Here is a 22,879-nt window from a genome sequence, read left to right on the forward strand (position 1 = left end):
CCCTTGCGGCATCAGCCAGCATCAACCGGCATCAACCCGCGTTCATCCGTGCACCTCGGCAGGCACGGGAGCCTTGCCTTCCTTCGCGGCCTTGCGGGCCTTGCGCGCTTCCTTGCGTCGCATGTACCAGTAGTGGGCGCGGTCGAGGTACAGGTAGACCACCGGGGTCGTGAAGAGCGTGAGCGCCTGCGAGAGTATCAGCCCGCCGACCATCGCGTAGCCCAGCGGGCGGCGAAGCTCGGAGCCCGAGCCGTGGCCCAGCATCAGCGGCAGGCCCGAGAGCAGAGCGCACATGGTGGTCATCATGATCGGGCGGAAGCGCAGCAGGCAGGCCTGGTAGATGGCGTCATGCGGCGTCATGCCCTGCTCACGCTCGGCCTTGAGCGCGAAGTCGATCATCATGATGCCGTTCTTCTTCACGATGCCGATGAGCAGGATGATGCCGATCAGCGCGATCACGCTCAGGTCGTAGCCGCCCGCCATCAGTATCAGCAACGCGCCCACGCCGGCCGAGGGCAGCGTCGAGAGAATGGTCAGCGGGTGGATGTAGCTCTCGTACAGCAGGCCCAGCACGATGTACACCGCCACCAGCGCGGCCGCGATCAGGTAGGGCTGCGTGGCCAGCGAGTCCTGGAAGGCCTGCGCCGTGCCCTGGAACGAGCCGGTGAGCGACTGCGGCAGCCCCATGTCGGCCTGGGCCTTGTTGATGGCGTTCACCGCGTCACCCAGCGCATGGCCCGGCGCGAGGTTGAACGAGATGGTCACGGCCGGGAACTGGCCCTGGTGGCTGATCGACAGGTAGGCGGTCTTGCTGGTGTCCACCTTCACGAAGGTCGACAGCGGCACCTGCTGGCCGGTGATGGGCGAGTTGAGATACAGCTTGCTGAAGAGCGCCGGGTCCTGCTGCAGCGCGGGCGTTACCTCGAGCACCACGTGGTAGCTGTTGAGCTGGGTGAAGTACTGCGCCACCTGGCGCTGGCCGATGGCGTCGTACAGCGTGGCGTCGATGACGGCCGGCGAGATGCCGAAGCTCGATGCGCGGTCGCGGTCGATGGTGAGCACGGCAGAGGCCGCCGCGTTCTGCTGGTCGGTGGCCAGGTCGGTGAGCTCGGGCAGCTGCTTGAAGCGCTCCAGCAACTTGGGCGCCCAGGTGTTGAGCTCGTCGAGGTTGGCGTCGGTCACCGTGTACTGGTACTGCGTGCGCGAGGCCCGGCCGCCCACGCGGATGTCCTGCCCGGCCTGCAGGAACAGGTTCACGCCCTGCACCTTGGCCAGCTGCGGACGCAGCCGCGTGATGATCTCGTCGGCAGAGGCGGTGCGGCCTTCGTCCTTCGGCTTCAGGCTGATGAAGAAGTTGCCGGTGTTGTAGGTGGAAGAGCTGCCGTTCATGCCGAAGCCGGTCACGTCGGGGTCTTTGCGCACCACGTCGGCCAGCTCGAGCATGCGGGCGTTCATCGAGGCGAAGGAGGCGTCCTGTGCCGACTCGGCAAAGCCCGAGATGAAGCCCGTGTCCTGCTGCGGGAAGAAGCCCTTGGGGATGAACACGAAGAGCACGCCCGTGGCCGCCACAGTGGCGATGAAGGTCATGAGCGTGATGAACTGGTGGTCGAGCACCACGTGCAGCCCGCGCTTGTAGGCGCCGAGCATAGCGTCGAAGCCGCGCTCGAAGAGCTGGTAGAGCCGCCCGTGCTGGCTGCCGTGCTCGTTCTTCAAAAAGCGCGAGCACAGCATGGGCGTGAGCGTGAGCGAGATCACCACGCTCACCACGATGGTGAGCGTGACCGTCACCGCGAACTCGCGAAAGAGCCGCCCCACGATGCCGCCCATGAGCAGCAGCGGAATGAACACCGCCACCAGCGACACCGAGATCGAGATGATGGTGAAGCCGATCTCGCCCGCGCCCTTGTACGCGGCCTCGACGGCCGACATGCCCTCTTCCACGTAGCGGTAGATGTTCTCGAGCATCACGATGGCGTCGTCCACCACGAAGCCGACCGCGATGGTCAATGCCATGAGCGAGAGATTGTCCAGGCTGTAGCCCAGCAGGTACATCACCGCCACCGTGCCCAGCAGCGCGAGCGGCACCGTCACGCTGGGGATGAGCGTGGCCGGCACGTTGCGCAGGAACACGAAAATCACGGCCACCACCAGCGCGATGGTCAGCAGCAGCGTGAACTCCACGTCCTTCACCGAGGCGCGAATGGTCTGCGTGCGGTCGATGATGGCGTTGACGTCCACCGTCGGCGGGATCGAGGCCTTCAGCCTGGGCAGCGCGGCGTTGATTCGGTCCACCGTCTCGATGACGTTGGCGCCCGGCTGCTTGGTGATGGCGAGCACGATGGAGCGGCCGTTTTGCACGGTGCTGCCCTCGGGCGCGGCAGCGCCGGCGTAGGCCCAGCCGGCGATCTTGGCGTTCTCGGGGCCGTCGACCGCCACGCCCAGGTCGCTCACGCGGATGGGCGCGCCGTTGCGGTAGGCCAGCACCACGTCGTTCCACGGTTTGGCCTTCAGCAGCTGGTCGTTGGTATAGACGGTGAAGCTCTGGTTGGGCCCGTCGATGGTGCCCTTGGGCGCGTTGACGGTGGCCGAGGCGAGCACGGTGCGCACGTCTTCCAGGCTCAGGCCCAGTGCCGCGAGCTTGGCCGGGTCGACCTGGATGCGCACGGCCGGCTTCTGCACACCGCCGATGTTGACCAGGCCCACGCCCGAGATCTGCGAGATCTGCTGCGCGAGGATGTTGTCGGCGTAGTCGTTCACCTCGGTGAGCGGCAGCGTCTTCGACTGCACCGAGAGAATGAGGATGGGCGCGTCGGCCGGGTTCACCTTGCGGAAGGTCGGCGGGCTCGGCAGGTTGGCGGGCAGCTGGCCGGTCGATGCATTGATGGCGGCCTGCACGTCGAGCGCGGCGGCGTCGATGCTGCGGTCGAGGTCGAACTGCAGCGTGATCTGCGTGGAGCCGAGGCCGCTTGTCGATGTCATCTGCGACAGCCCCGCGATCAGCGAGAACTGCCGCTCCAGCGGCTGCGCCACGTTGGAGGCCATGGTTTCCGGACTGGCGCCCGGCAGGTTGGCCGAGACCTGGATGGTCGGAAAGTCGACCTGCGGCAGCGGCGCCACCGGCAGCAGCGGAAACACCGCCGCGCCGACCAGCAGGATGGCCAGCGCCAGCAGCGTGGTGCCGATGGGGCGCTTGATGAATGCGGCGGAGATGCTCAATTGCTGCTCCCGCTGCTGGTGGCGACCTTCGCCGCATCCTTCACGGCGTCCTTGACGGCATTCTTCGCGGCGGGCGGCGGCTCGACGATGGTGGCGCCGGGCTTGAGCTTGTACTGGCCGTCGACCACCACGCGCTGGCCGGCCTCCAGGCCCTTGTCGATCACGGCCGTGCCGTCGGCGATCTGCACCACGTGCACCGGCACGTTGGCGACCTTGTTCTCGGCGTCTACAGCCCAGACGTAGGTGCTGTCCTGGCCGCGCTGAACGGCGGCGGCGGGCAGCGTGAGCGAGTCGGCCCGGCGGTCGAGCTGCAGCCGCACGTTGACGTACTGGCCCGGCCACAGCGTGTGCTGCGGGTTGGTGAAGCTGCCCTTGAGCTGCACGGTGCCGCTGGTGGTGTCGATCTGGTTGTTCAGCAATATCAGCTTGCCGGTGCCCAGCATCTGCGTGCCGCTGCGGTCGTAGGCCACCACCGAGAGCGGCTGGCTGCTCTGCTGCTGCACGCGGTTGATGTCCTGCACCGCGTCCTCGGGCAGCGTGAACTGCACGGCGATGGGGTCGATCTGGTTGATGACGACCAGCCCGTTGGTGTCGGCCGCGTGCACGATGTTGCCCGGGTCCACCAGCCGCGCACCCACCCGGCCGTTCATGGGAGAGGTGATGCGCGTGAAACTCAGCTGCACCTCGGCGTACTGCACCTGGGCGGCGTCGTTCTGCACTGCAGCTTCGAGCTGGTTGACGAGCGCCTTCTGCGTGTCGACCTGCTGCTGCGTGGCGGCGTCCTGCGCGATCAAGGTGGTGTAGCGCTTGAGGTCGGCGCGGGCGTTCGTCAGCGTGGCCTGGTCCTTGGCCTTGGTGGCCTGCGCCTGCGCGAGCTGGGCCTGCAGCGTGCGCGGGTCGAGCTGGGCGAGCAGCTGGCCGGCCTTCACGTCCTGCCCCTCGACGAAGCCGACCTTGTCGAGCTGGCCGTCGATGCGCGCCTTGACGGTGACGGTGGCCATCGAGGCGACGGTGCCGATGCCCGAGCGGTAGACCTGCACGGTCTGGGTGGCGACGCGCGCGGTGGTCACCTGCACGGGCGGCGTCTTCGGCGCGTCGGGCTTGGCGGCGTTGGCCGCGTGATGGGTGAGCGCCCAGGCGCCGCCGCCGAGCACAAGCACGAGCGCGGAGGCCGCGAGCCAGGTGGATCGGCGTTGGTACAGGGGGTGCGTCGTGGTGGTGTCTGGGGTCGCCATGGCATCAATTCCCGGAAGTCGTTGTGGCGGCGTTCCAGCCGCCGCCCGTGGCCGCGATCAGCGAGACGCTGGCGGCCAGCTGGCGGCCGAGCACCTGCGCGGCCGTGCGCTGGTTGGTGAGCGAGAGCGTCTGCGCCGTCACCACGCTGAGGTACGTTGCGGTGCCGGCGCGGTACTGGCTCAACGCCATGCGCTCGGCGAGCTGCGCGGCGCGCACCGCATCGGCCTGCAGCGCGGATTCGTTGTCGAGCACGCGCAGGGTGGCGAGGTTGTCCTCCACCTGCTGGAAGCCAGCGAGCACGGTCTGCTTGTATTGCGCGACGGAGGCGTCGTAGGCGGCCACGGCCTGGTCGGTGTGGGCCTTGCGCAGGCCGCCGTCGAACACGGTCTGCGCCAGCGCGGCGCCCAGCGACCACACGCGGCTGGGCGTGTTGAACAGCGTGCCCAGGGTGGCTGCGCTGAAGCCGCCGCTGGCGCTGAGCACGATCTGCGGGTAGTAGGCGGCCTTGGCCACGCCGATGTTGGCGTTGGCCGCCTGCACGCGGCGCTCGGCGCCGGCGATGTCGGGGCGGCGCTCCAGCAGCTCCGACGGCAGGCCCGCGGGCGTGACCGGCAGCTGCAGGCGCAGCGCGGCGGCGGAGAAAAGCGACTCGGCCGTGGGCGCCTGCGACGAGGTCTCGAGCGGCGGCAGCGAGAACGACGCGGGCGCCTGCCCGGTCAGCACCGCGATGGCGTGCTCCAGCTGGCTGCGCTGGGCGTCGAGATCGACGGCCTGGGCCTGCGCGGTCTTGAGCTGGCTCTCGGCCAGCGCCACGTCGGAGCGCAGCACGGTGCCGGCCGCGTACTGGTGCTGCGTGAGTTCGAGCGCCTTGGCGTAGGCGGCGGTGGTGCTGGCGTACAGGTCGCGCTGCAGGTCGATCACGCGGATCTGCAGATAGTCCTGCGCCAGCGTGGTCTGGATGCTGAGCCGTGCACCGGCCAGGTCGTCGGCGCTGGCCTGCTGGCTCGCGTTGCCGGCCTCGACCGAGCGGCGCACCGCGCCCCAGATGTCGGGCTCCCAGCTCGCGGCAAGGCCGAGGGTGTCGGTGGTGCCGAGCTTGACGGTGCCGGTGCTGTTCGACTGCGCGCGGGTGGCGCCGGCATTGAGGCCGACGGTCGGGAAGAAGCCGGCACGCGCCGCCGCGGTGATGGCCTGCGCCTCGCGGTACTGGGCCTCGGCGACGCGGATGTTCTGGTTGGCCGCGTTGGCCTGAACGATCAATGAGCTGAGCGTGCTGTCGCCGTAGGCATCCCACCAGGGGTGGTCGGCGTCGATGGTCTGCGGTGCGGCGGTCTTCCAGGGGCCGCCGGTTTCCTTGAAGGCGGCGGGCACGTCCAGCTGCGGGCGGACGTAGTCTGGGCCGACGGCGCAGCCCGCGAGGAGCAAGGCGGCCAACGCAAGGGCCGAGGGCCTGAATGCCTTGCGCGATGGGGAGGTTGCGTCGGAAGAATCCATGATGAGGGCACTCTAGGCACCCCCATCAAACCCCTCGCTGTCGACTAACTGACAGTTCTGACAGTTTCAGTTTGTCAGCGCGGGGCGTCGCCCTTGCGGTACTCGGCGGTCAGCTCGTCCAGCTTCTGCTTGAGCGCCGGATCGAGCTTGTATTCGGCGGCCGCGATGGTCGCCTCGAGCTGGTCGGGGCGGCTGGCGCCGAGCAGGGGCGCGGTGATGAGCGGATTCGCCATCACCCAGGCCACCGCCAGCGTGGCCAGCGGCACGCCGGCCTCGTCCGCCAGCTTGTGCAGCTGCGTCACGGTGTTGAAGCTGCGCTCGTTCCAGTAGCGGTCCTGGTACATGCCGCCGGCGGTGCCGAGCGTGAAGCGGGTGTTTTCCTCGGGCTTGCCGCCGGGCTTGTACTTGCCGGTGAGCAGGCCGCCCGCGAGCGGGTTGTAGGGGATCACGCCCAGGCCCTCTTCCGCCGCCAGCGGCAGCAGTTCGCGCTCGATTTCGCGGAACAGCAGGCTGTAGCGCGGCTGCACCGACACGTAGCGCGTGAGCCGCAGCAGGTCGGCCTTGCCCAGCGCGCGGGCCAGGCGGTAGGCCAGGAAGTTCGACACGCCGATGTAGCGCGCGCGGCCCGACTTCACGATGGTGTCGAGCGCCTCCAGGCTTTCTTCCAGCGGCGTCTCGCGGTCGTCCATGTGCAGCTGGTACAGGTCGACGTGGTCGGTCTTCAGTCGCTTGAGCGAGGCGTCGATGGCGTCCAGCAGGTGCTTGCGCGAGGCGCCCTGGTCCCAGCTGTTGGGGCCGACCTTGTTGACTGCCTTGGTCGCCAGCACGAAGCGGCGGCGGCCCGAGGGGCCCTGCTTCTCGAGCCAGTTGCCGATGATCTCCTCGGTGCGCCCTGCCGTCTCGATGGTGCCGCCGAGCGGATACACGTCGGCGGTGTCGAGGAAGTTGATGCCGCCTTCGGCCGCCTTGTCGAGGATCTGGTGCGACACGGCCTCGTCGGTCTGCAGGCCGAAGGTCATGGTGCCGAGGGCGAGGCGGGAGACGGTGAGGCCGGTGCGGCCGAGACGGGTGGAGGGAAGGCTCATGGTGTTCGGTTCTCGCTCGGAAGGGAAGGAGATGGGTGGGAAGGAGCGGCGGCCATCATAGGCACGACCGCGCGACCCTGCAGGCGAGCGAGGTTTCAGCTGCTTTCGACATGCATGCCGGGCGCGCCGCGCTCGACCGAGAAGCGGGCCATGGTGCCGACCGGCGAGTCGGCCGTCTTCTCGTCTTCCACCGCGCGGAACTCGACCGAGCAGCCGCGCGCATCGAGCGTCGCGAGCGCGTAGCCGCGTCTGTCGGCCCGGCCGTAGCGCAGCTGCGGATTCTTCGCGAGCATGTTCGCCACGCTGGCGGCGCTGGGACCTTCGGAGGTGATGGCGCCGCCGACGAACTCGGTCGCGACCAGCGGCCCCTGCTGCGCATCGCCGCGCCGCAGGTCGGCGGCCCAGAAGGCGTGCACGTCGCCGCTGGCCACCAGCGCGTTGCCGCCGCGCGCCTTGTGTTCCGCCAGCGCGTCGAGGAGGCGCGAGCGGGCTGCGGCGTAGCCGTCCCAGCCGTCCATCCAGTAGCCGTGCTCGGGGCCGCGCTTGCGGTCGGCCTCGGCCAGCAGCGTGGGCTGGGCGACGACGGTCCAGCGCGCGGGCGGCGCGGCGAGTTCGCGCGCCAGCCAGGCCTCCTGCTGCGCGCCGAAGAGGCTGCGTTCGGGCGCGAGCCGGTCGGGGCAGTCGGCCAGCGGCGAGGCGCTGCGCCCCGCGAGGCAGACGTGGTGCGAGCGGTACTGGCGCCCGTCGGTCAGCAGCAGGTCGAGCATGCGGCCGAAGCGATGGCGGCCGTAGATCAGGGCATTGGGGCCGCGCGGGCGCATGCTGGCGGGCACCGGCATGTGCTCGTACCAGGCCTGGTAGGCGGCCGCGCGGATCGCGAGGAACTGCGCGGCGTCCGCCGTGCGCGGCGACTCGTCGTTCGTGTAGTCGTTGGCCACCTCGTGGTCGTCCCAGGTCACCAGCCAGGGGAATGCGGCGTGCGCGGCCTGCAGTTGCGCGTCGGCCTTGTAGAGCGCGTAGCGGTCGCGGAACTGGGCCAGTTGCGTGGGAATGCCGCCCTCGTGGCGCCGCACCTGGCGTGCCTTGTGGGAACTCTCGTAGATGTAGTCGCCCAGGTGCACCACGAAATCGAGCGGCTGCGCGGCCATGTCGCGGTAGGCGGCGAAGTAGCCCTGCTCATAGTGCTGGCAGGAAGCGAACGCGAAGCGCAGCGGCTGCGCGGACTCGTCGGTTTCCGCGGGCGCGGTGCGCGTGCGCCCGGCCGGGCTGCGCGCGCCGCCGGCCGTGAAGCGATACCAGTACCAGCGAGCCGGCGACAGGCCCTGCACTTCCACGTGCACCGAGTGGGCGAGCCCGGCCGTGGCGATGGCCGTGCCCTTCGCCACGACGCGCCTGAAGCCTTCGTCGTCGGCGACTTCCCACTTCACTTCGACGGGCGCGTCGCCCATGCCGCCGCCCTGCAGCGACTCGGGAGCGAGCCTTGTCCAGAGCACGAAGCCGTCGGCGCGCGGCACGCCCGAGGCCACGCCCAGCGTGAACGGATCGCGCTCGCCCCATGGTGTTGTTGTGGTCGTTGTTGTTGCCGGCTGCGCGTTCAGCAGCAGGAACGGGTGGCCGAGCGAAGCGGCCGCGAGGCCGCCGCACAGCAGGCGTCGGCGCGAGAGTCTTTCTTCCTTCATCCGGAGCAATGTCGTCCGGTTCGCTCGCCCCTGTCAATCGGGCCGCGTGCCGGTCAGTGCGTGCCGCCGGTCATGAGCCCGGCTGCGACCCCACGACGGTGACCCGCGCCGCCATGTACGGATGCACCGAGCAGACGTAGTCGTACACGCCCGGCTTGTCGAAGACGCGGGCGAAGGCCTTGCCTGGCAGCAGCAGGTCGATGCCGGTCGAGCCGTCCTTGAAGGCCAGGCCGTGCGGCGCGCCGTCGTCGTTCTGCCAGCTCACGCGCTGGCCGGCCTTGACGGTGATCTGCGCGGGCTCGAAGGCGAAGTTGCGGATCGTCACGTGCGCCGCCCCGCCGGCGTGCGCGCCGTCCGGTGCAGCGGCCGCCGAGGCGGTGGTTGCCATGCGCTGCACCGCGATCTTGCGCGGCGCGTTGCCCACCGCCACCGTGTGCATCGGCCCGCCCGCGAGGTCGACCACGCTGACGTCGTTGGAGCCTTCGTTGCTCACCCAGAGCTTCTTGCCGTCCGCCGACAAGTCGAGCCAGTGCGGCTGCTTGCCGACCGGGATGCTGCGCACCGCCGTGCGCGCGGCAGGGTCGAACAGCATGACTTCACCCGGCCCCTGCACCACGACCACGCCGCTGGACATGCCCGCGAAGTGCTGCGCGATGTGCGGCGACACGCCCGTGGGAACCGGCGCGCCCCACTGGTTGGTGGCCGGATCGAGTACCTGCACGGCCGGCAGGCCGGCCAGCGTCAGGTACAGCGCCTTGCCGTCGTGGCTGAACTCCAGGTCGCGCGGCGGCTTGTCGAGCGGGATCTGCGTGACCACAGCGCGCGTCGCCATGTCGATGACCACCAGCGCGAAGTGCCCCGGCTCCTGTGAGGCGACGTACGCCTGGCGCCCGTCGGGCCGGATGGCGATGGTGTGCGGCTTGGGCACCGGCACGGTGGCGCTCACGCCATGGGCGGATGTGTCGACGAAGGCCACGCGGTCGTCGCCGTTGACGGCCACCAGCAGCCACTTGCCGTCCGCAGTCATGGCCAGGCCCTGCGGACCCTTGCCGACGTCGATGGAGCGCGTGACGCGGTCGCTCGCGGCGTCGATCTCGCTCACGGCGGCAGCGCCCGAGCCGCTCACGAACACGCTGCGTCCGCCGGGCGCGACGATGATCCCGTCGGGCCCCGCCGCCACCGGCAGCGTGGCCACGACGCGCTCGGAAGCGGTGTCGATCACGCTGACCGTGCTGTCCTTGAAGTTGCCGACATAGGCCTTGGGGCCGACGGCGAGCGCCGGGCCGGCCGAGGCCGCCAGGGCCGCGAAGATGACGAGGATGCGCGCGAAGCCGGGCATGGCGATCATGGTGAAGACCTCCTGGGAGAAGAAAGAAGAAGCAGAATCCGCAGAGGGCATGACGCATGGCATGCCTTGCTTATTCCAGCCGGGGCCGAAAAAAAGCTGGAATAAAAAACCGGGCTGCCACGTCATGCAGGAAGAAGGAGCCCTTGAGCCTGTCGACCGACCGCACACGCCAGTTCGAAGCCGCCGCGCTGCCGCATCTCGATGCGGCATGGAATCTTGCGCGCTGGCTGCTTCGCGACGACCAACTGGCCGACGACGCGGTGCAGGAGGCCTACCTGCGCGCGTTCCGCTTCTTCGACGGGCTGCGCGGCGAGAGCGCGCGGCCGTGGCTGCTGGGCATCGTGCGCAACGCCTGCTACGACTGGATGCGGCAGAACCGGCAGCTGGCCGACCAGGTGGAGTTCGACGAGCTGCGCGACAGCGAGGCGGTTTCAGCGCCCTCCTCGCCCGAAGCCGGCGATCCGGCTCGGCAGTGGGAACAGCGCGTGCAGGGCGAGCGAGTCAACGCCGCCATCGACGCGCTGCCGCCGGTGTACCGCGAGGTGATCGTGCTGCGCGAGCTGGAAGAGATGCGCTACGAGGACATCGCGCGCATCGCGGGCGTGCCGCTGGGCACCGTCATGTCGCGGCTGTCGCGTGCGCGCTCGATGCTGCGCGAGAGCCTGCGCGACGAACGTCCCGGCGACGCGGGAGGAAGGACACGCCATGTCAATGTCTGACGAGGAACTGGGAACGCTGATACGGCGCCATGCCACGCGCCATTCGCCACCCGAGGGATTGGCCGAACGCATCGGGCATGCGGTGCGTGCCGAAGCGGTTGTTGCGCCGGTACCTGCTCCGATGCGGCGCCGTCTTTCCATGTGGCAGGGACTGGCATGGTTCGGCACCGGCGCCGCGACGGCCTGGGGCCTGGCGCTCGTGCTGCTGGCAACGCCGATTCCGCCTGCGGATGCGCTCGCCGAGGGCGTCACCTCGAACCATGTGCGCTCGCTGATGGCCTCGCACCTGGCCGACGTGGCCTCGTCCGACCATCACACGGTCAAGCCCTGGTTCGCCGGCAAGCTGGACTTTTCGCCGCCGGTGGTGGACCTTGCCGCGGAAGGTTTTCCGCTGACGGGCGGGCGGCTCGATTACCTCGACGGCCGGACGGTGGCAGCGCTGGTCTACCGCTCAGGGCCGCACGTCATCAACCTGTTCGTGTGGCCGGCTGCCGACGCCAAGGCGCAGCCGACGACGCTCTCCGCACGACAGGGTTACCAGCTGGTGCACTGGGCCCAGGGCGGCATGCAGGCCTGGGCGGTGTCGGATCTCAATGCAGCCGAGCTGCAGAACTTTGCGGCGCTACTGCGCGAACGCACCGCGCCGAAGTAGCACCGGCCTCAGTACGCGACGACGGCCGGCCGGCGCGCGGCGGCACGGGCGCTTGCCACCGCCCAGCCGAAGATGCCGAGGCCGGCGAGCGCCAGCAGCGCACCGACCCAGCCGGTGGAAGTCCAGCCCAGGCCTGCCGCGATCGCCACGCCGCCGAGCCACGCTCCAAGCGCATTGGCCATGTTGAAAGCCGAGTGGTTGAGCGCGGCCGCGAGCGTCTGCGCGTCGCCCGACACGTCCATCAGGCGGATCTGCAGCGCCGGGCCGATGGCCACGGTGGTGCCGATGAGGAACACGTTGATGGCGGCCGTGATCACGTTGTGCGCCGCGAAGGTGAACATCGCGAGCACCAGCGCCGCGTAGACCATCAGGCCACCGATGGTGCGCATCACCGACTTGTCGGCCAGCCGCGCGCCCACGAGGTTGCCCGCGACCATGCCGAGGCCGAAGAGCGCGAGCACGAAGGGCACGCCGCCCAGCGGCAGGCCCGCCACCTCGATCAGCGTGGGCTTGATGTAGCTGAACACCGAGAACATGCCGCCGAAGCCGATGGCCGCGATGCCGAGCGTGAACCACACCTGCTTGCGCTTGAGCGCGCCGAGTTCGCGCCATGGGCTGGCGCCGGCAGCGGGCGCCATGTCGGGAATGTCGCGGCGAAGCAGCGCGATGGCCACCAGCGCGATGACGCCCACGAAGACGAAGGCCGCGCGCCAGCCGAAGATCTGGCCCAGCCACGCCGCGATGGGCACGCCGACCAGCGTGGCGCCGGTGAGCCCCAGCATCACGAGCCCCACGGCCCGAGCCCTGCGCCCCGGCGGCGCGAGCGTGGCGGCCACCAGCGCGGCCACGCCGAAGTAGGTGCCGTGCGGCAGGCCGGCTGCAAAGCGCAGCAGGTTCAGCAGCAGGTAGTTGGGGGCGACGGCGCTGGCGAAGTTGCCGGCCGCGAACACGGCCATGAGCGCAATCAGCAGCGCGCGGCGGCGCCAGCCGGCGGCGAGCACCGCGAGCACGGGGGCTCCGATGACGACGCCGAGCGCATAGGCGCTGATGACGTGGCCGGCCTGCGGGATGCTCACGCCGATGTCCTTCGCCACCTCGGGCAGCAGGCCCATGATGACGAACTCGCCGGTGCCGATGGCAAAGCCGCCGACGCCGAGCGCGAGCACCGCGCGCAGGAAGTTGGCGGGTGCGCCCGAAGGCAGCTTGAAGGAAGAAATATCGGTGACCGCGCTGTCCTGCGCGGGTGGGGAGGCGTTCAAGGCCAGGCTCCTGGGAGGGGTGCCCGGCGGCAGCGGGCAAGGGGCGATTTTAGGGTAAACCCTGAAATCGCGCCGATACGCAATTGCCGAAGACCTTGTACTGGCAGGGCCGGGAGGCCCTCGCCAGCGGGCTCAGATCGCCACCAGCTGCCTCACGCCCTGCGCTTCCATGTCCTTGCCGAGGCCGCGCGCGATGACTTCGCCGCGCTCCATCACGAGATAGTCGTCGGCCAGCTCCTGGGCGAAGTCGTAGTACTGCTCGCACAGCACGATGGCCATGTCGCCCCGGTCGGCCAGCATGCGGATGACGCGGCCGATGTCCTTGATGATGCTGGGCTGGATGCCCTCGGTGGGCTCGTCGAGGATCAGCAGGCGCGGCTTGGGCGCCAGCGCCCGGGCGATGGCCAGCTGCTGCTGCTGGCCGCCGGAGAGGTCGCCGCCCCTCCGGTTCATCATCTGCTTGAGCACCGGGAACAGCTCGTACAGCTCCGCCGGAATGGGCGTGCCGCCGCTCTTGTAGGCCAGGCCCATGCGCAGGTTTTCCTCGACCGTGAGCCGCGCGAAGATCTCGCGGCCCTGCGGCACGAAGCCGATGCCCGCTCTCGCCCGCTCGTAGGGCGTGGCCTTGTGGATCGGCTTGCCTTCGAGCTCGATGCTGCCGCTCTTGATGGGCACGAGGCCCATGAGCGACTTCAGCAGCGTGGTCTTGCCCACGCCGTTGCGGCCCAGCAGCACCGTGACCTTGCCGAGCTTCGCCTCGAAGCTCACGTCGCGCAGGATGTGGGAGCCGCCGTAGTACTGATGGATGTTCTTGACTGTCAGCATGGTTCGTTCTCCCTCAGCGGCCCAGGTAGACCTCGATCACGCGCTCGTCGGCCTGCACCTCGTCGAGCGTGCCCTGCGCCAGCACGGAGCCATCGCACAGCACGGTGACGATCTCGGAGATGGTGCGGATGAAGCTCATGTCGTGCTCCACCACCATCAGCGAATGCTTGCCCTTGAGCGAGAGGAACAGCTCGGCGGTGCGCGCGGTCTCCTCGTCGGTCATGCCGGCCACGGGCTCGTCGAGCAGCAGCAGCTTCGGGTCCTGCATCAGCAGCATGCCGATCTCGAGCCACTGCTTCTGGCCGTGGCTCAGGTTGCCGGCCAGGCGTGACACGCTGTCGGCCAGGTGGATGGTTTCGAGCACTTCGGCCAAGCGATCACTCTGCGCCGAGTCGAGCCTGAAGAGCATCGACGAGCGCACGCCCTTGTCGGTCTTCAGCGCGAGCTCGAGGTTCTCGAACACGGTCAGGTGCTCGAACACGGTCGGCTTCTGGAACTTGCGGCCGATGCCCAGCTGAGCGATTTCCGCCTCGCGGTGGCGCAGCAGGTCGATGGTGCTGCCGAAGAACACGGTGCCCTCGTCGGGCCGGGTCTTGCCGGTGATGATGTCCATCATCGTGGTCTTGCCCGCACCGTTCGGGCCGATGATGCAGCGCAGCTCGCCCGGCGCGATGTCGAGCGACAGCTTGTTGATGGCCTTGAAGCCGTCGAAGCTCACGCTCACGTCTTCGAGGTAGAGGATGCGGCCATGCGTGACGTCGACCTCGCCCGGCGTGACGTGGCGGCCGAAGTCGGCGGCGCGTCCGCCCGACTCGGTGCTTCCGCTCACGTAGTGGATGCCGCTGGCGCGTGCGGCGCGCTCGGCGCCGGCTTCCATGAGATCCGGTGTCATGCACGTGCTCCCTTCGCGTCCACCGGCAGCGAGGCCAGCGCATCGGGCTCGACGCCCTGCTCTGCAGCAACCGCTCGGCGCACATCCTGCACGGGCTCCGGTGGCGTGGTCTTCTTTTTCTCCCTCGACAACCACTTGCGCACCAGCCCCACGATGCCGTTCGGAAGGAACAGCGTGACAGCAATGAACAAGGCGCCCAGGAAGTACAGCCAGTACTCCGGATAAGCCACAGTGAGCCAGCTCTTCGCACCGTTGACGATGAAGGCGCCGATGATCGGCCCGATCAGCGTGGCGCGCCCGCCCACCGCCGCCCAGATGGCGATCTCGATGGAGTTAGCCGCGCTCATCTCGCCCGGATTGATGATGCCGACCTGCGGCACGTAGAGCGCGCCGGCCACGCCGCACATGACGGCCGAGATGACCCAGATCGTGAGCTTGTACGGCAGCGGGTTGTAGCCCGAGAACATCACGCGCGTTTCCGCGTCGCGAATCGCCTGCAGCACGCGCCCGAACTTGCTGCCGATGAGCCACTTCGCGAACAGGAAGAAGCCCAGCAGCGTGGCGCCGGTGAGCGCGAACAGCGTCATGCGCATTTCCTGCGTGGCGATCGGGATGCCCAGGATGCGCTTGAAGTCGGTGAAGCCGTTGTTGCCGCCGAAGCCCGTCTCGTTGCGGAAGAACAGCAGCATGGCCGCGAAGGTCATGGCCTGCGTGATGATCGAGAAGTACACGCCCTTGATGCGCGAGCGGAAGGCGAAGAAGCCGAACACGAAGGCGATGAGGCCCGGCACCGCGACGATCAATATCAGCGTGGCGATGAAGCTGTCGCTGAAGGTCCAGTGCCAGGGCAGCGTCTTCCAGTCGAGGAACACCATGAAGTCGGGCAGGTCGCTCTTGTAGTTGCCGTCGCGGCCGATCTGGCGCATGAGGTACATGCCCATCATGTAGCCGCCCAGCGCAAAGAAGAGGCCATGGCCCAGCGAGAGGATGCCGGTGTAGCCCCAGATCAGGTCCATGGCCAGCGCGCAGATGGCGTAGCACATGATCTTGCCGACCAGCGCCACCGCGTAGTCGCTCATGTGCAGCGGGCTGTCCGGCGGCACCCACATGTTGAGGACGGGCGCCACGGCGCACACCACGATGAGCGCGACGAAGAAGGCCGTCCAGCCCTTGCCGCTCAGCAGCGGCCCCTTGGTTGGCAACGTTACCTTGCTCATGCTTCCGCGCTCCGGCCCTTCATGGCGAAGATGCCCTGAGGTCTCTTTTGAATGAAGATGATGATGAAGACAAGCACCGCGATCTTCGCGAGCACCGCGCCCGCCCAGCCTTCGATGAACTTGTTGAGAATGCCCAGCCCCAGCGCCGCGTACACGGTGCCCGCGAGCTGGCCCACGCCACCCATCACGACCACCATGAAGCTGTCGACGATGTAGCTCTGGCCCAGGTCGGGGCCGACGTTGCCGATCTGGCTCAGCGCGCAGCCTGCGAGACCGGCGATGCCCGAGCCGAGCGCGAAGGCGTAGGTGTCGATGCGCGCGGTGTTCACGCCCATGCACGAGGCGATCGGGCGGTTCTGCGTGACGCCGCGCACGAACAGGCCCAGGCGCGTGCGGCCGATGAGCCAGCCCATGGCGACCAGCACCAGCGCCGCGAAGACGATGATGCAGATGCGGTTCCACGGCAGCGTGACGTTGCTCAGCATGGTGAAGCCGCCGCTCATCCAGCCGGGGTTTTCAACACCGACGTTCTGCGCGCCGAAGATGGACCGCACCAGTTGCTGCAGCATCAGGCTGATGCCCCAGGTGGCCAGCAGCGTCTCGAGCGGGCGGCCGTAGAGGAAGCGGATCACGCCGCGCTCCAGCACCGCGCCAACGAGCGCCGATGCCATGAACGAGACGGGAATGGCGGCCACCAGGTACCAGCCGAACGCCGCCTCGGGCATGTACTTCTGGAAGATGCCCTGCATCACGTAGGTCGCGTAGGCGCCGATCATCATCAGCTCGCCGTGCGCCATGTTGATCACGCCCATCAGCCCGTAGGTGATGGCCAGGCCCAGCGCGGCCAGCAGCAGCACCGAGCCCAGGCTGATGCCGCTGAACACGGCGTTGATGCGGTCGCCCCAGACCAGCGCGCCGTCGATGCTTGCAATGGACGCGACGATGGCGGCCTTGACGTCCGCCTCGGTCTCGTCGGCCAGGCGCTGGTTGAGCAGCAGTTTGGTGTCGGGGTTGCGGTTGTTGCCCAGCTCCTTCGCCGCGGCGAGGCGCTTCGCCTTGTCGGCGCTGCCGAGCATGCTGGCGGCGCGCACCAGCTCGAGCTGGGACTTGATCTTCGGGTTGATCTCGGCGGCCAGCGCCTTCTCGACCATGGGCACGCGCGACTCGTCGGGCTCCTTGAAGAGCGCCTGCGCGGCCTCGGCGCGCACGGCGTCGTCCTTGCTCGTGAGCTTGAGCGCGGCCTGCGCTGCATCGAGCGCGCCGCGCATGAGGTTGTTGTTGACGACGTCCTCGGCGGTGTCGGGCACCTTCAGCTCGGCGCCGCTCACCGGGTCATAGCCCTTGTCGTCCTTCATCACGAAGACCTTGTCCTCGGTGTACTTCACCGCGTCGTCGGACATGGCCTGGATGAAGGCGGAAGTCTTCTCGTCGGCCGTGAGCACGGCCTTGTTGAGCGCGGCGATGCGGGCTTCGGAATCGCCGGAGGCGATGGCCCGGGCTTCGTCGGCGGTCAGCGCATGAACGGGCACTGCCACCAGGAGCAGCAGCGCCGTCGCGCAGGAACAGATTGGGCGCAATAAGAAATGCACAGCGTTTCTCTCATTCAGGAACACCGAGGAACCGGCTTTGCCGGTCCTCAGGTGTTGCCCCCGGTAGGGGGTTGGCGAAGCGACACGAAGTGCGCGCAGCCTGGGGGCGAGCCCAGTTACATCGACTTGCCGGCGGGGTAGTCCGGCTTCTTGTCGTTGCCTTCGATGTACGGGCTCCACGGCTTGGCCTTGACCGGGCCCGGCGTCTTCCACACCACGTTGAACTGGCCATCGGCCTTGATCTCGCCGATGAACACGCTCTTGTGCAGGTGGTGGTTCTTCTCGTCCATCTTCGAGACGATGCCCGAGGGAGCCGTGAAGGTCTGGCCGGCCATGGCGGCGATCACCTTGTCGGTGTCCGTGCTCTTGGCCTTCTCGACCGCCTGCTTCCACATGTGGATGCCGATCCAAGTGGCTTCCATCGGGTCGTTGGTGAGCGGCTTGTCCTTGTGGCCGGCGATGTTCTTGGCCTTGGCGTACTCGCTCCACTGCTTGATGAAAGCGGTGTTGGTCGGGTTCTTGATCGACATGAAGTAGTTCCATGCGGCCAGGTGGCCCACCAGCGGCTTGGTGTCCACGCCGCGCAGCTCTTCCTCGCCCACCGAGAAGGCGACCACGGGCACGTCCTTGGCCTTCAGGCCGGCGTTGCCGAGTTCCTTGTAGAAAGGCACGTTGGAGTCGCCGTTGATGGTCGACACCACTGCCGTCTTGCCGCCGGCCGAGAACTTCTTGATGTCGGCGACGATGGTCTGGTAGTCGCTGTGGCCGAAGGGGGTGTACTTCTCGTCGATGTCCGATTCCTTCACGCCCTTGCTCTTCAGGTAGGCGCGCAGGATCTTGTTGGTGGTGCGGGGGTAGACGTAGTCGGTGCCCAGCAGCACCCAGCGCTTGGCGCCGCCGCCTTCCTTGCTCATCAGGTAGTCGACGGCCGGAATGGCCTGCTGGTTGGGCGCGGCGCCCGTGTAGAAGACGTTCTTCGAGAGCTCTTCACCCTCGTACTGCACCGGGTAGAACAGCAGGCCGTTCATTTCCTCGACCACCGGCAGCACCGACTTGCGCGACACCGAGGTCCAGCAGCCGAAGATCACCGAGACCTTGTCCTGGCCGAGCAACTGCTTGGTCTTCTCGGCGAACAGGGGCCAGTTGGAGGCCGGGTCGACCACCACGGGCTCGAGCTGCTTGCCCAGCACGCCGCCCTTCTTGTTGATGTCGTCGATCGCCATCAGCACCGTGTCTTTCAGCACGGTCTCGGAAATGGCCATCGTGCCCGACAGCGAGTGCAGCACGCCGACCTTGATGGTGTCGGCAGCGAATGCGGGCGCAGCAGAAATGCTGGCCAGCGCGACGGCGGCGGTAAGCGCCTTGAGTGTGAAACGACGTTGCATGTGGACTCCTGCTCCGGGGTTGGTTGAACCTTGTCGACAGCGCTTGGCTGGCGTGGGAGGGAGTCTGCGGAACGCACCACAAAGGGGAAATACGCCGGGTGGCGTACACGGACGTACTCAGCCGGGTGGCGAGACAGGCGGTGCGGGGTACTTGCGGGCGTTGACCAGCATCTTGCTGCGCGCCGCTTCGATCATGTCGATGCCGAGCTTGTCTGCGAGCTGCAGCAGGTAGAGAAAGACGTCGGCGATCTCGGTGCCGATCTCGGCGCGCTTGTCGGCCGGCAGGTCGCGGCTCTGGGCTTCGGTGAGCCACTGGAAGTGTTCGAGCAGCTCTGCCGCCTCGACCGAGAGGGCTGAGGCGAGGTTCTTGGGGGAGTGGAACTGCTCCCAGTCGCGGGCTTGCGCGAAGTCGCGCAGGGCCTGGGTCAGTTGCTGCAGATCGGTGGCCATGTCTGTCCTGTCGTGCGGACGGGAGAGTTTGGCACGGCCACCCGCCGCCCCACACTTCAGCGCTGTCGGCTGCCGCGCCGGTGCAGCGCGGCCACCAGCAGCGCCGACACCGTCAGGTACAGCAACGACGCCCCGAACGCACTTGAATATCCCGCCGCATCGGGCGCGTGGCCCAGCCTCCCGTAGAAGAGGATGCCGATCAGCGCCACGCCCAGCGCGTTGCTCGCCTGCTGCACCATCGACATCACGCCCGAAGCCACACCCGCATGCTGCGGCGGCAGGCCGGCCAGTACGGTGGACACCAGCGGCGCCATCACCATGCCGAGCCCGGCGCCCTGCACGAACAGCAGCGGCACCATCCACGCCACGACGTGCGAATGCCCGGCCCATCCGGCGACGTTGACGAACTGCAGCGCATGCCCCGCCGCCAGCACGAGCGCACCGAGCGCGATGGGCGGCTTGCCGCCGAAGCGCCGCGTGATGCGCGCACCCGCGATGGAGGTCGCGAAGAAGCCGACCGCCAGCGAGGTGAAGACGACGCCCGAGCTCAGCGCGTCGAGCCCCAGGCCCTGCTGCAGATACAGGGCGAGCACGAAGTACAGCGAGGCGTTGCCCACGTAGAAGGCCAGCGTGGTGAACAGGCCCGTGACGAAGCGACCGTCAGCCAGCAGCACCGGCGCCACCAGCGGCGCGCCGCCGCGTGCCGCGAGCCGGCGTTGCTGATATGCGAAGGCCGTGAGCAAGGGCACTGCTGCCGCGAGGCACAGCCAACTCCACAACGGCCAACCTTGTTCGCGGCCCTCCACCAGCGGCAGCACCACGGCCACCGAAGCCGCGGCGACGAGCAGCACGCCGGTCAGGTCGAGCTTGCTGTGGCCGGTGTTCGCCAGCGGCGGAATGACGCGCGGCGCGAGCACCAGCGCCAGCAGGCCGACCGGCACATTGATGAGAAAGCAGCTGCGCCACCCCTGCCCCGCCAGGTCGGCATGGATCAGCAGCCCGCCCACGAGTTGGCCCAGCGTGGCGGCGAGCCCCAGCGCGAGCCCGTAGGCCGCGAAGGCCCGTGCGCGGTCTTCACCGGTGTAGGCCAGGCCGATCATGGCCAGCACCTGCGGCTGCAGCAGCGCGCCGGCCAGCCCCTGCAGCACGCGCGCGGCCACCAGCAGTTCGATGGTCGGCGCGAAGCCGCAGGCTGCTGAGGACAACGCGAAGAGCAGCAGGCCGAGCATGAACATCCGCCTGCGCCCGAAGATGTCGCCCAGCCGCCCGCCGGTGACGAGGCCCGCCGCCATGGCCAGGCCGTAGCCGGCCACCACCAACTGCAGGGTGCCCGCGCTCGCCTGCAGTTCGCGCTGCATCGACGGCAGTGCGACGTTGACGATGAAGAAATCCAGCACCACGAGGAAGGTACCGCTGAGCATGACCCACAGGCCGAGCCGGCCGGGCCTGGTCACGCCCGCGCCATGGCCGGCCGCGGGAGAAAGGGAAGTTGCTGCAGCGGAGGCAGCGGGATTCGACTGCGTCATGATGGCCCCAAGTCTTGGGGCGACGCAGTGCTGCGGCAATGACCTGGGAGGTCATGGCCGGGCTCTGGCAGCCGATCGATCGAGCCAGCCGCTCAGGTCTTTGTGGCGGCCTTCTTGAACTGGGCGGAAGCGAAGGCCCAGATCATGCGCGTGGCATCGGGCCCCTCGGGATCGCTGAACAGGAGGTTCGGCGCCCCGCCGCTCCATGAATGGCCCAGCCCCGCAATCTCGCAGAGCGTGACGAGCGTTCGCCCCCTGCGCCTGAAGTCGGTCACGCGCATCGCGCGGCGCTTGCCACGCTGCACATCGCGCGGCAGCCCGGGCCGCGCGCCCACCGCCGTGGCCCAGACCGCGGCGCTGCTGACGGCGTTGCTCGGCGCGACCACCGCGTCGGCGTCGCCGTGCAGCACCAGCATCGGCGGCAAGGTGGTGAAGACGGCCGCGGCGCCCATCGCCTTGCCGACAGCCGTGGTGGGCATCGGCGGTACGTGCTCGCCGCGCATCGCGCCCAGGGCCGTGGCTGGCGACTTCGCCGCGCCGGGCGCCACGCCCGAGTGCATGACGACGGCGCAGAAGCGGTTCGGATAGCGCGTCGCAAGCAGGGCCGCCATGCTCGCACCGGCGGAGAGGCCGGCCAGCGCCACGCGATCGCGGTCGACGGGGTAGAGCATGCAGGCTTGGTCGATGGCGGCCATCAGCGTGGCGGCCTCGGCATCGGCCTTGCCGGAGCGGCGTTCGTACCAGTTCCAGCAGCCCTGCGGATGGGCGAGCCGGTCCTGCTCGGGGTAGAGCACCAGGAAGCGCTGGCGCACGGCCAGTGCGTTCATCCGGGTGCTCGCGGCAAAGTCGCGCCCGGTCTGACCGCAGCCGTGCAGCATGACCATGAGCGGCAGGCGCTCGCCCGGCTGCAGTTCGAGACCGGCCGGCCGGAACAGGTGATAGCCGCGCGCGCCGCCCGGCCCCACCGCGACGCCGCCGAGCCAGTCGCCCTTGCCGGGCGGCGGCTTGAGCCGCTTGGCGGCTGCGCGCTGGACCTGTCCCGCGATGCGCTTGCCGATGCGCTTGCTGTTACTCAGCGTGGCCTTGGTGAGCGCACGCAGGTTGCGCTCGTAGGCGCGGGCAAAAACGGAAGCTGTGGAACGGCTGGCCATGGCGCGCAGTGTGACCGCAAAGCGCCGGCCGGCCTACCCTCGCCCTAACTGCGGGAACGGCGCCGCCGCCCCGGGGCATGCGTCAGTAGATTTCAGGAACGATCATGTTCGCCGGCACGGGCTGGCGCAGGTAGTCGGCATGGCGCACACGCTCGGGCAGCTCGACCGGCGGATGCGGCACTTCCTGGTAGGGCAGCTGGCCCAGCAGGTGGCTGATGCAGTTCAGGCGCGCCTTCTTCTTGTCGACCGCCTGCACCACCCACCACGGAGCCTCGGGGATGTGGGTGCGCTCGAGCATGGTTTCCTTCGCCTTGGTGTATTCCTCCCAGCGGCGGCGGCTCTCGAGGTCCATGGGGCTCAGCTTCCACTGCTTGAGCGGGTCGTGGATGCGGCCGAGGAAGCGCATGTGCTGCTCGTCGTCGGTGATGGAGAACCAGTACTTGATGAGCTTGATGCCCGAGCGCACGAGCATCTTCTCGAACTCGGGCACGGTGCGGAAGAACTCCTCGTACTCGTCGTCGGAGCAGAAGCCCATGACGCGCTCGACGCCCGCGCGGTTGTACCAGCTGCGGTCGAAGAGCACCATCTCGCCGGCCGCCGGCAGGTGCGCCACGTAGCGCTGGAAGTACCACTGCGTGCGTTCGCGATCGTTGGGCGCCGGCAGCGCGGCCACGCGGGCCACGCGCGGGTTCAGCCGCTGGGTGATTCGCTTGATGACACCGCCCTTGCCCGCCGCGTCGCGGCCTTCGAACAGGATGACGACTTTCTGCTTGCTGTGCTGCACCCAGTCCTGCAGCTTGACCAGCTCGCCCTGCAGGCGGAACAGCTCCTTGAAGTAGGCCTGGCGGGCCGCCTTGTCGGTGGAAGTGGCCGTCGTTCCCGCGGCGGGGTCGAGGCCGTCGATGTTGCGGTCCTCGATTTCCAGCTCGAGCTCTTCGTCGTAGCTGTCGATCAGGTCGCGGGCGATGCGTTGCATCAGGTCTTCGTGGTCGGGAAGTGCGCTCGTCAGCATGGTGGGGGCAGCGGAAGAAAGGATTGAAAAGAGAGGCGAAAAAGCATGCTGCTCGCCCTATATGACGACTACGTGACGGTTTTGACGCCGTTGACATGTAGTTGTCACACACGGCGAACACCATCTGAAGCCATTCCAACACCC

Annotated in this window: 18 protein-coding genes; 2 read left to right on the plus strand and 16 right to left on the minus strand. The window is 68.5% G+C overall.

The genetic code is table 11. The annotated features are described in order from the left end of the window. Positions 1-42: 42 nt before the first annotated feature. The 6 genes from SFB74_RS24970 to SFB74_RS24995 all read right to left on the minus strand — a co-directional run bounded on the left by SFB74_RS24970 (position 43) and on the right by SFB74_RS24995 (position 10,058). Positions 43-3,216, minus strand: coding sequence for an efflux RND transporter permease subunit (locus tag SFB74_RS24970; protein WP_432727031.1), 3,174 nt, complete (start codon positions 3,214-3,216; stop codon positions 43-45). After that, positions 3,213-4,451 carry an efflux RND transporter periplasmic adaptor subunit gene (locus SFB74_RS24975; protein WP_432727032.1) on the minus strand — a complete coding sequence of 413 codons (1,239 nt, stop codon included), beginning with the start codon at positions 4,449-4,451 and terminating at the stop codon, positions 3,213-3,215. The genes SFB74_RS24970 and SFB74_RS24975 overlap by 4 nt, the downstream gene beginning before the upstream one ends. 4 nt (positions 4,452-4,455) lie before the next feature. After that, positions 4,456-5,946: an efflux transporter outer membrane subunit gene (locus SFB74_RS24980; RefSeq protein WP_432727033.1), complete on the minus strand. Its 1,491-nt coding sequence runs from the start codon at positions 5,944-5,946 to the stop codon at positions 4,456-4,458. Positions 5,947-6,020: 74 nt separating this feature from the next. Then, a complete protein-coding gene (locus SFB74_RS24985) occupies positions 6,021-7,031 on the minus strand; it encodes an aldo/keto reductase (protein WP_432727034.1) in 1,011 nt (336 codons plus the stop codon). A gap of 95 nt (positions 7,032-7,126) precedes the next feature. Next, positions 7,127-8,710 (minus strand): alkaline phosphatase D family protein, encoded by a 1,584-nt coding sequence (locus SFB74_RS24990; RefSeq protein WP_432727036.1) that lies wholly within the window; start codon positions 8,708-8,710, stop codon positions 7,127-7,129. 70 nt (positions 8,711-8,780) lie between these two features. Next, entirely contained in the window at positions 8,781-10,058 is a 1,278-nt protein-coding gene (locus tag SFB74_RS24995) for a cupredoxin domain-containing protein (protein WP_432727038.1), read from the minus strand. 143 nt (positions 10,059-10,201) lie between these two features. Here SFB74_RS24995 and SFB74_RS25000 point away from each other — a divergent pair, with 143 nt between their 5' ends. Together SFB74_RS25000 and SFB74_RS25005 are read left to right on the plus strand one after the other, a co-directional pair. Then, positions 10,202-10,777: a sigma-70 family RNA polymerase sigma factor gene (locus SFB74_RS25000; RefSeq protein ID WP_432727039.1), complete on the plus strand. Its 576-nt coding sequence runs from the start codon at positions 10,202-10,204 to the stop codon at positions 10,775-10,777. Beyond that, positions 10,764-11,429: an anti-sigma factor gene (locus tag SFB74_RS25005; RefSeq protein WP_432727040.1), complete on the plus strand. Its 666-nt coding sequence runs from the start codon at positions 10,764-10,766 to the stop codon at positions 11,427-11,429. Before SFB74_RS25000 ends, SFB74_RS25005 begins: the two co-directional genes overlap by 14 nt. Positions 11,430-11,437: 8 nt before the next feature. Here the strand turns inward: SFB74_RS25005 and SFB74_RS25010 are convergent, their stop codons facing one another. The 10 genes from SFB74_RS25010 to ppk2 all read right to left on the minus strand — a co-directional run bounded on the left by SFB74_RS25010 (position 11,438) and on the right by ppk2 (position 22,735). Beyond that, positions 11,438-12,688: an MFS transporter gene (locus tag SFB74_RS25010; protein WP_432727041.1), complete on the minus strand. Its 1,251-nt coding sequence runs from the start codon at positions 12,686-12,688 to the stop codon at positions 11,438-11,440. Between the two features lie 132 nt (positions 12,689-12,820). Beyond that, positions 12,821-13,513, minus strand: coding sequence for an urea ABC transporter ATP-binding subunit UrtE (urtE, locus tag SFB74_RS25015; RefSeq protein WP_019657834.1), 693 nt, complete (start codon positions 13,511-13,513; stop codon positions 12,821-12,823). A 13-nt stretch (positions 13,514-13,526) separates the two neighbouring features. Continuing rightward, entirely contained in the window at positions 13,527-14,405 is an 879-nt protein-coding gene (gene urtD / locus SFB74_RS25020; RefSeq protein ID WP_093301977.1) for an urea ABC transporter ATP-binding protein UrtD, read from the minus strand. Next, on the minus strand, positions 14,402-15,622 hold the full coding sequence (gene urtC, locus SFB74_RS25025; RefSeq protein WP_432727043.1) for an urea ABC transporter permease subunit UrtC: 1,221 nt from the start codon (positions 15,620-15,622) through the stop codon (positions 14,402-14,404). Before urtC ends, urtD begins: the two co-directional genes overlap by 4 nt. After that, positions 15,619-17,166 carry an urea ABC transporter permease subunit UrtB gene (urtB, locus tag SFB74_RS25030; protein WP_432731991.1) on the minus strand — a complete coding sequence of 516 codons (1,548 nt, stop codon included), beginning with the start codon at positions 17,164-17,166 and terminating at the stop codon, positions 15,619-15,621. Before urtB ends, urtC begins: the two co-directional genes overlap by 4 nt. 161 nt (positions 17,167-17,327) lie before the next feature. Beyond that, positions 17,328-18,596, minus strand: a complete 1,269-nt coding sequence (gene urtA / locus SFB74_RS25035; protein ID WP_019657838.1) for an urea ABC transporter substrate-binding protein — start codon at positions 18,594-18,596, stop codon at positions 17,328-17,330. 117 nt (positions 18,597-18,713) lie between these two features. Then, the gene (locus SFB74_RS25040) at positions 18,714-19,046 is read right to left on the minus strand and encodes a nucleotide pyrophosphohydrolase (RefSeq protein ID WP_432727045.1); all 333 of its coding nucleotides are present in this window, start codon (positions 19,044-19,046) and stop codon (positions 18,714-18,716) included. Positions 19,047-19,102: 56 nt separating this feature from the next. Then, the gene (locus tag SFB74_RS25045) at positions 19,103-20,572 is read right to left on the minus strand and encodes an MFS transporter (RefSeq protein WP_432727047.1); all 1,470 of its coding nucleotides are present in this window, start codon (positions 20,570-20,572) and stop codon (positions 19,103-19,105) included. A gap of 92 nt (positions 20,573-20,664) precedes the next feature. Then, positions 20,665-21,723 carry an extracellular catalytic domain type 1 short-chain-length polyhydroxyalkanoate depolymerase gene (locus SFB74_RS25050; RefSeq protein ID WP_432727048.1) on the minus strand — a complete coding sequence of 353 codons (1,059 nt, stop codon included), beginning with the start codon at positions 21,721-21,723 and terminating at the stop codon, positions 20,665-20,667. A gap of 82 nt (positions 21,724-21,805) precedes the next feature. After that, positions 21,806-22,735: a polyphosphate kinase 2 gene (ppk2, locus tag SFB74_RS25055; RefSeq protein ID WP_432727049.1), complete on the minus strand. Its 930-nt coding sequence runs from the start codon at positions 22,733-22,735 to the stop codon at positions 21,806-21,808. Between the last annotated feature and the right edge of the window lie 144 nt (positions 22,736-22,879).

Source organism: Variovorax xiamenensis (assembly GCF_050916385.1).
Classification (GTDB): Bacteria; Pseudomonadota; Gammaproteobacteria; order Burkholderiales; family Burkholderiaceae_C; genus Variovorax.

Coding starts and splice junctions, on each gene's coding strand:
- SFB74_RS24975 (WP_432727032.1), bottom strand. CDS start 4,451: ATGGCGACCCCAGACACCACCACGACGCACCCCCTGTACCAACGCCGA.
- SFB74_RS24980 (WP_432727033.1), bottom strand. CDS start 5,946: ATGGATTCTTCCGACGCAACCTCCCCATCGCGCAAGGCATTCAGGCCC.
- SFB74_RS24985 (WP_432727034.1), bottom strand. CDS start 7,031: ATGAGCCTTCCCTCCACCCGTCTCGGCCGCACCGGCCTCACCGTCTCC.
- SFB74_RS24990 (WP_432727036.1), bottom strand. CDS start 8,710: ATGAAGGAAGAAAGACTCTCGCGCCGACGCCTGCTGTGCGGCGGCCTC.
- SFB74_RS24995 (WP_432727038.1), bottom strand. CDS start 10,058: ATGATCGCCATGCCCGGCTTCGCGCGCATCCTCGTCATCTTCGCGGCC.
- SFB74_RS25005 (WP_432727040.1), top strand. CDS start 10,764: ATGTCAATGTCTGACGAGGAACTGGGAACGCTGATACGGCGCCATGCC.
- urtE (WP_019657834.1), bottom strand. CDS start 13,513: ATGCTGACAGTCAAGAACATCCATCAGTACTACGGCGGCTCCCACATC.
- urtD (WP_093301977.1), bottom strand. CDS start 14,405: ATGACACCGGATCTCATGGAAGCCGGCGCCGAGCGCGCCGCACGCGCC.
- urtC (WP_432727043.1), bottom strand. CDS start 15,622: ATGAGCAAGGTAACGTTGCCAACCAAGGGGCCGCTGCTGAGCGGCAAG.
- urtA (WP_019657838.1), bottom strand. CDS start 18,596: ATGCAACGTCGTTTCACACTCAAGGCGCTTACCGCCGCCGTCGCGCTG.
- SFB74_RS25040 (WP_432727045.1), bottom strand. CDS start 19,046: ATGGCCACCGATCTGCAGCAACTGACCCAGGCCCTGCGCGACTTCGCG.
- SFB74_RS25045 (WP_432727047.1), bottom strand. CDS start 20,572: ATGACGCAGTCGAATCCCGCTGCCTCCGCTGCAGCAACTTCCCTTTCT.
- SFB74_RS25050 (WP_432727048.1), bottom strand. CDS start 21,723: ATGGCCAGCCGTTCCACAGCTTCCGTTTTTGCCCGCGCCTACGAGCGC.
- ppk2 (WP_432727049.1), bottom strand. CDS start 22,735: ATGCTGACGAGCGCACTTCCCGACCACGAAGACCTGATGCAACGCATC.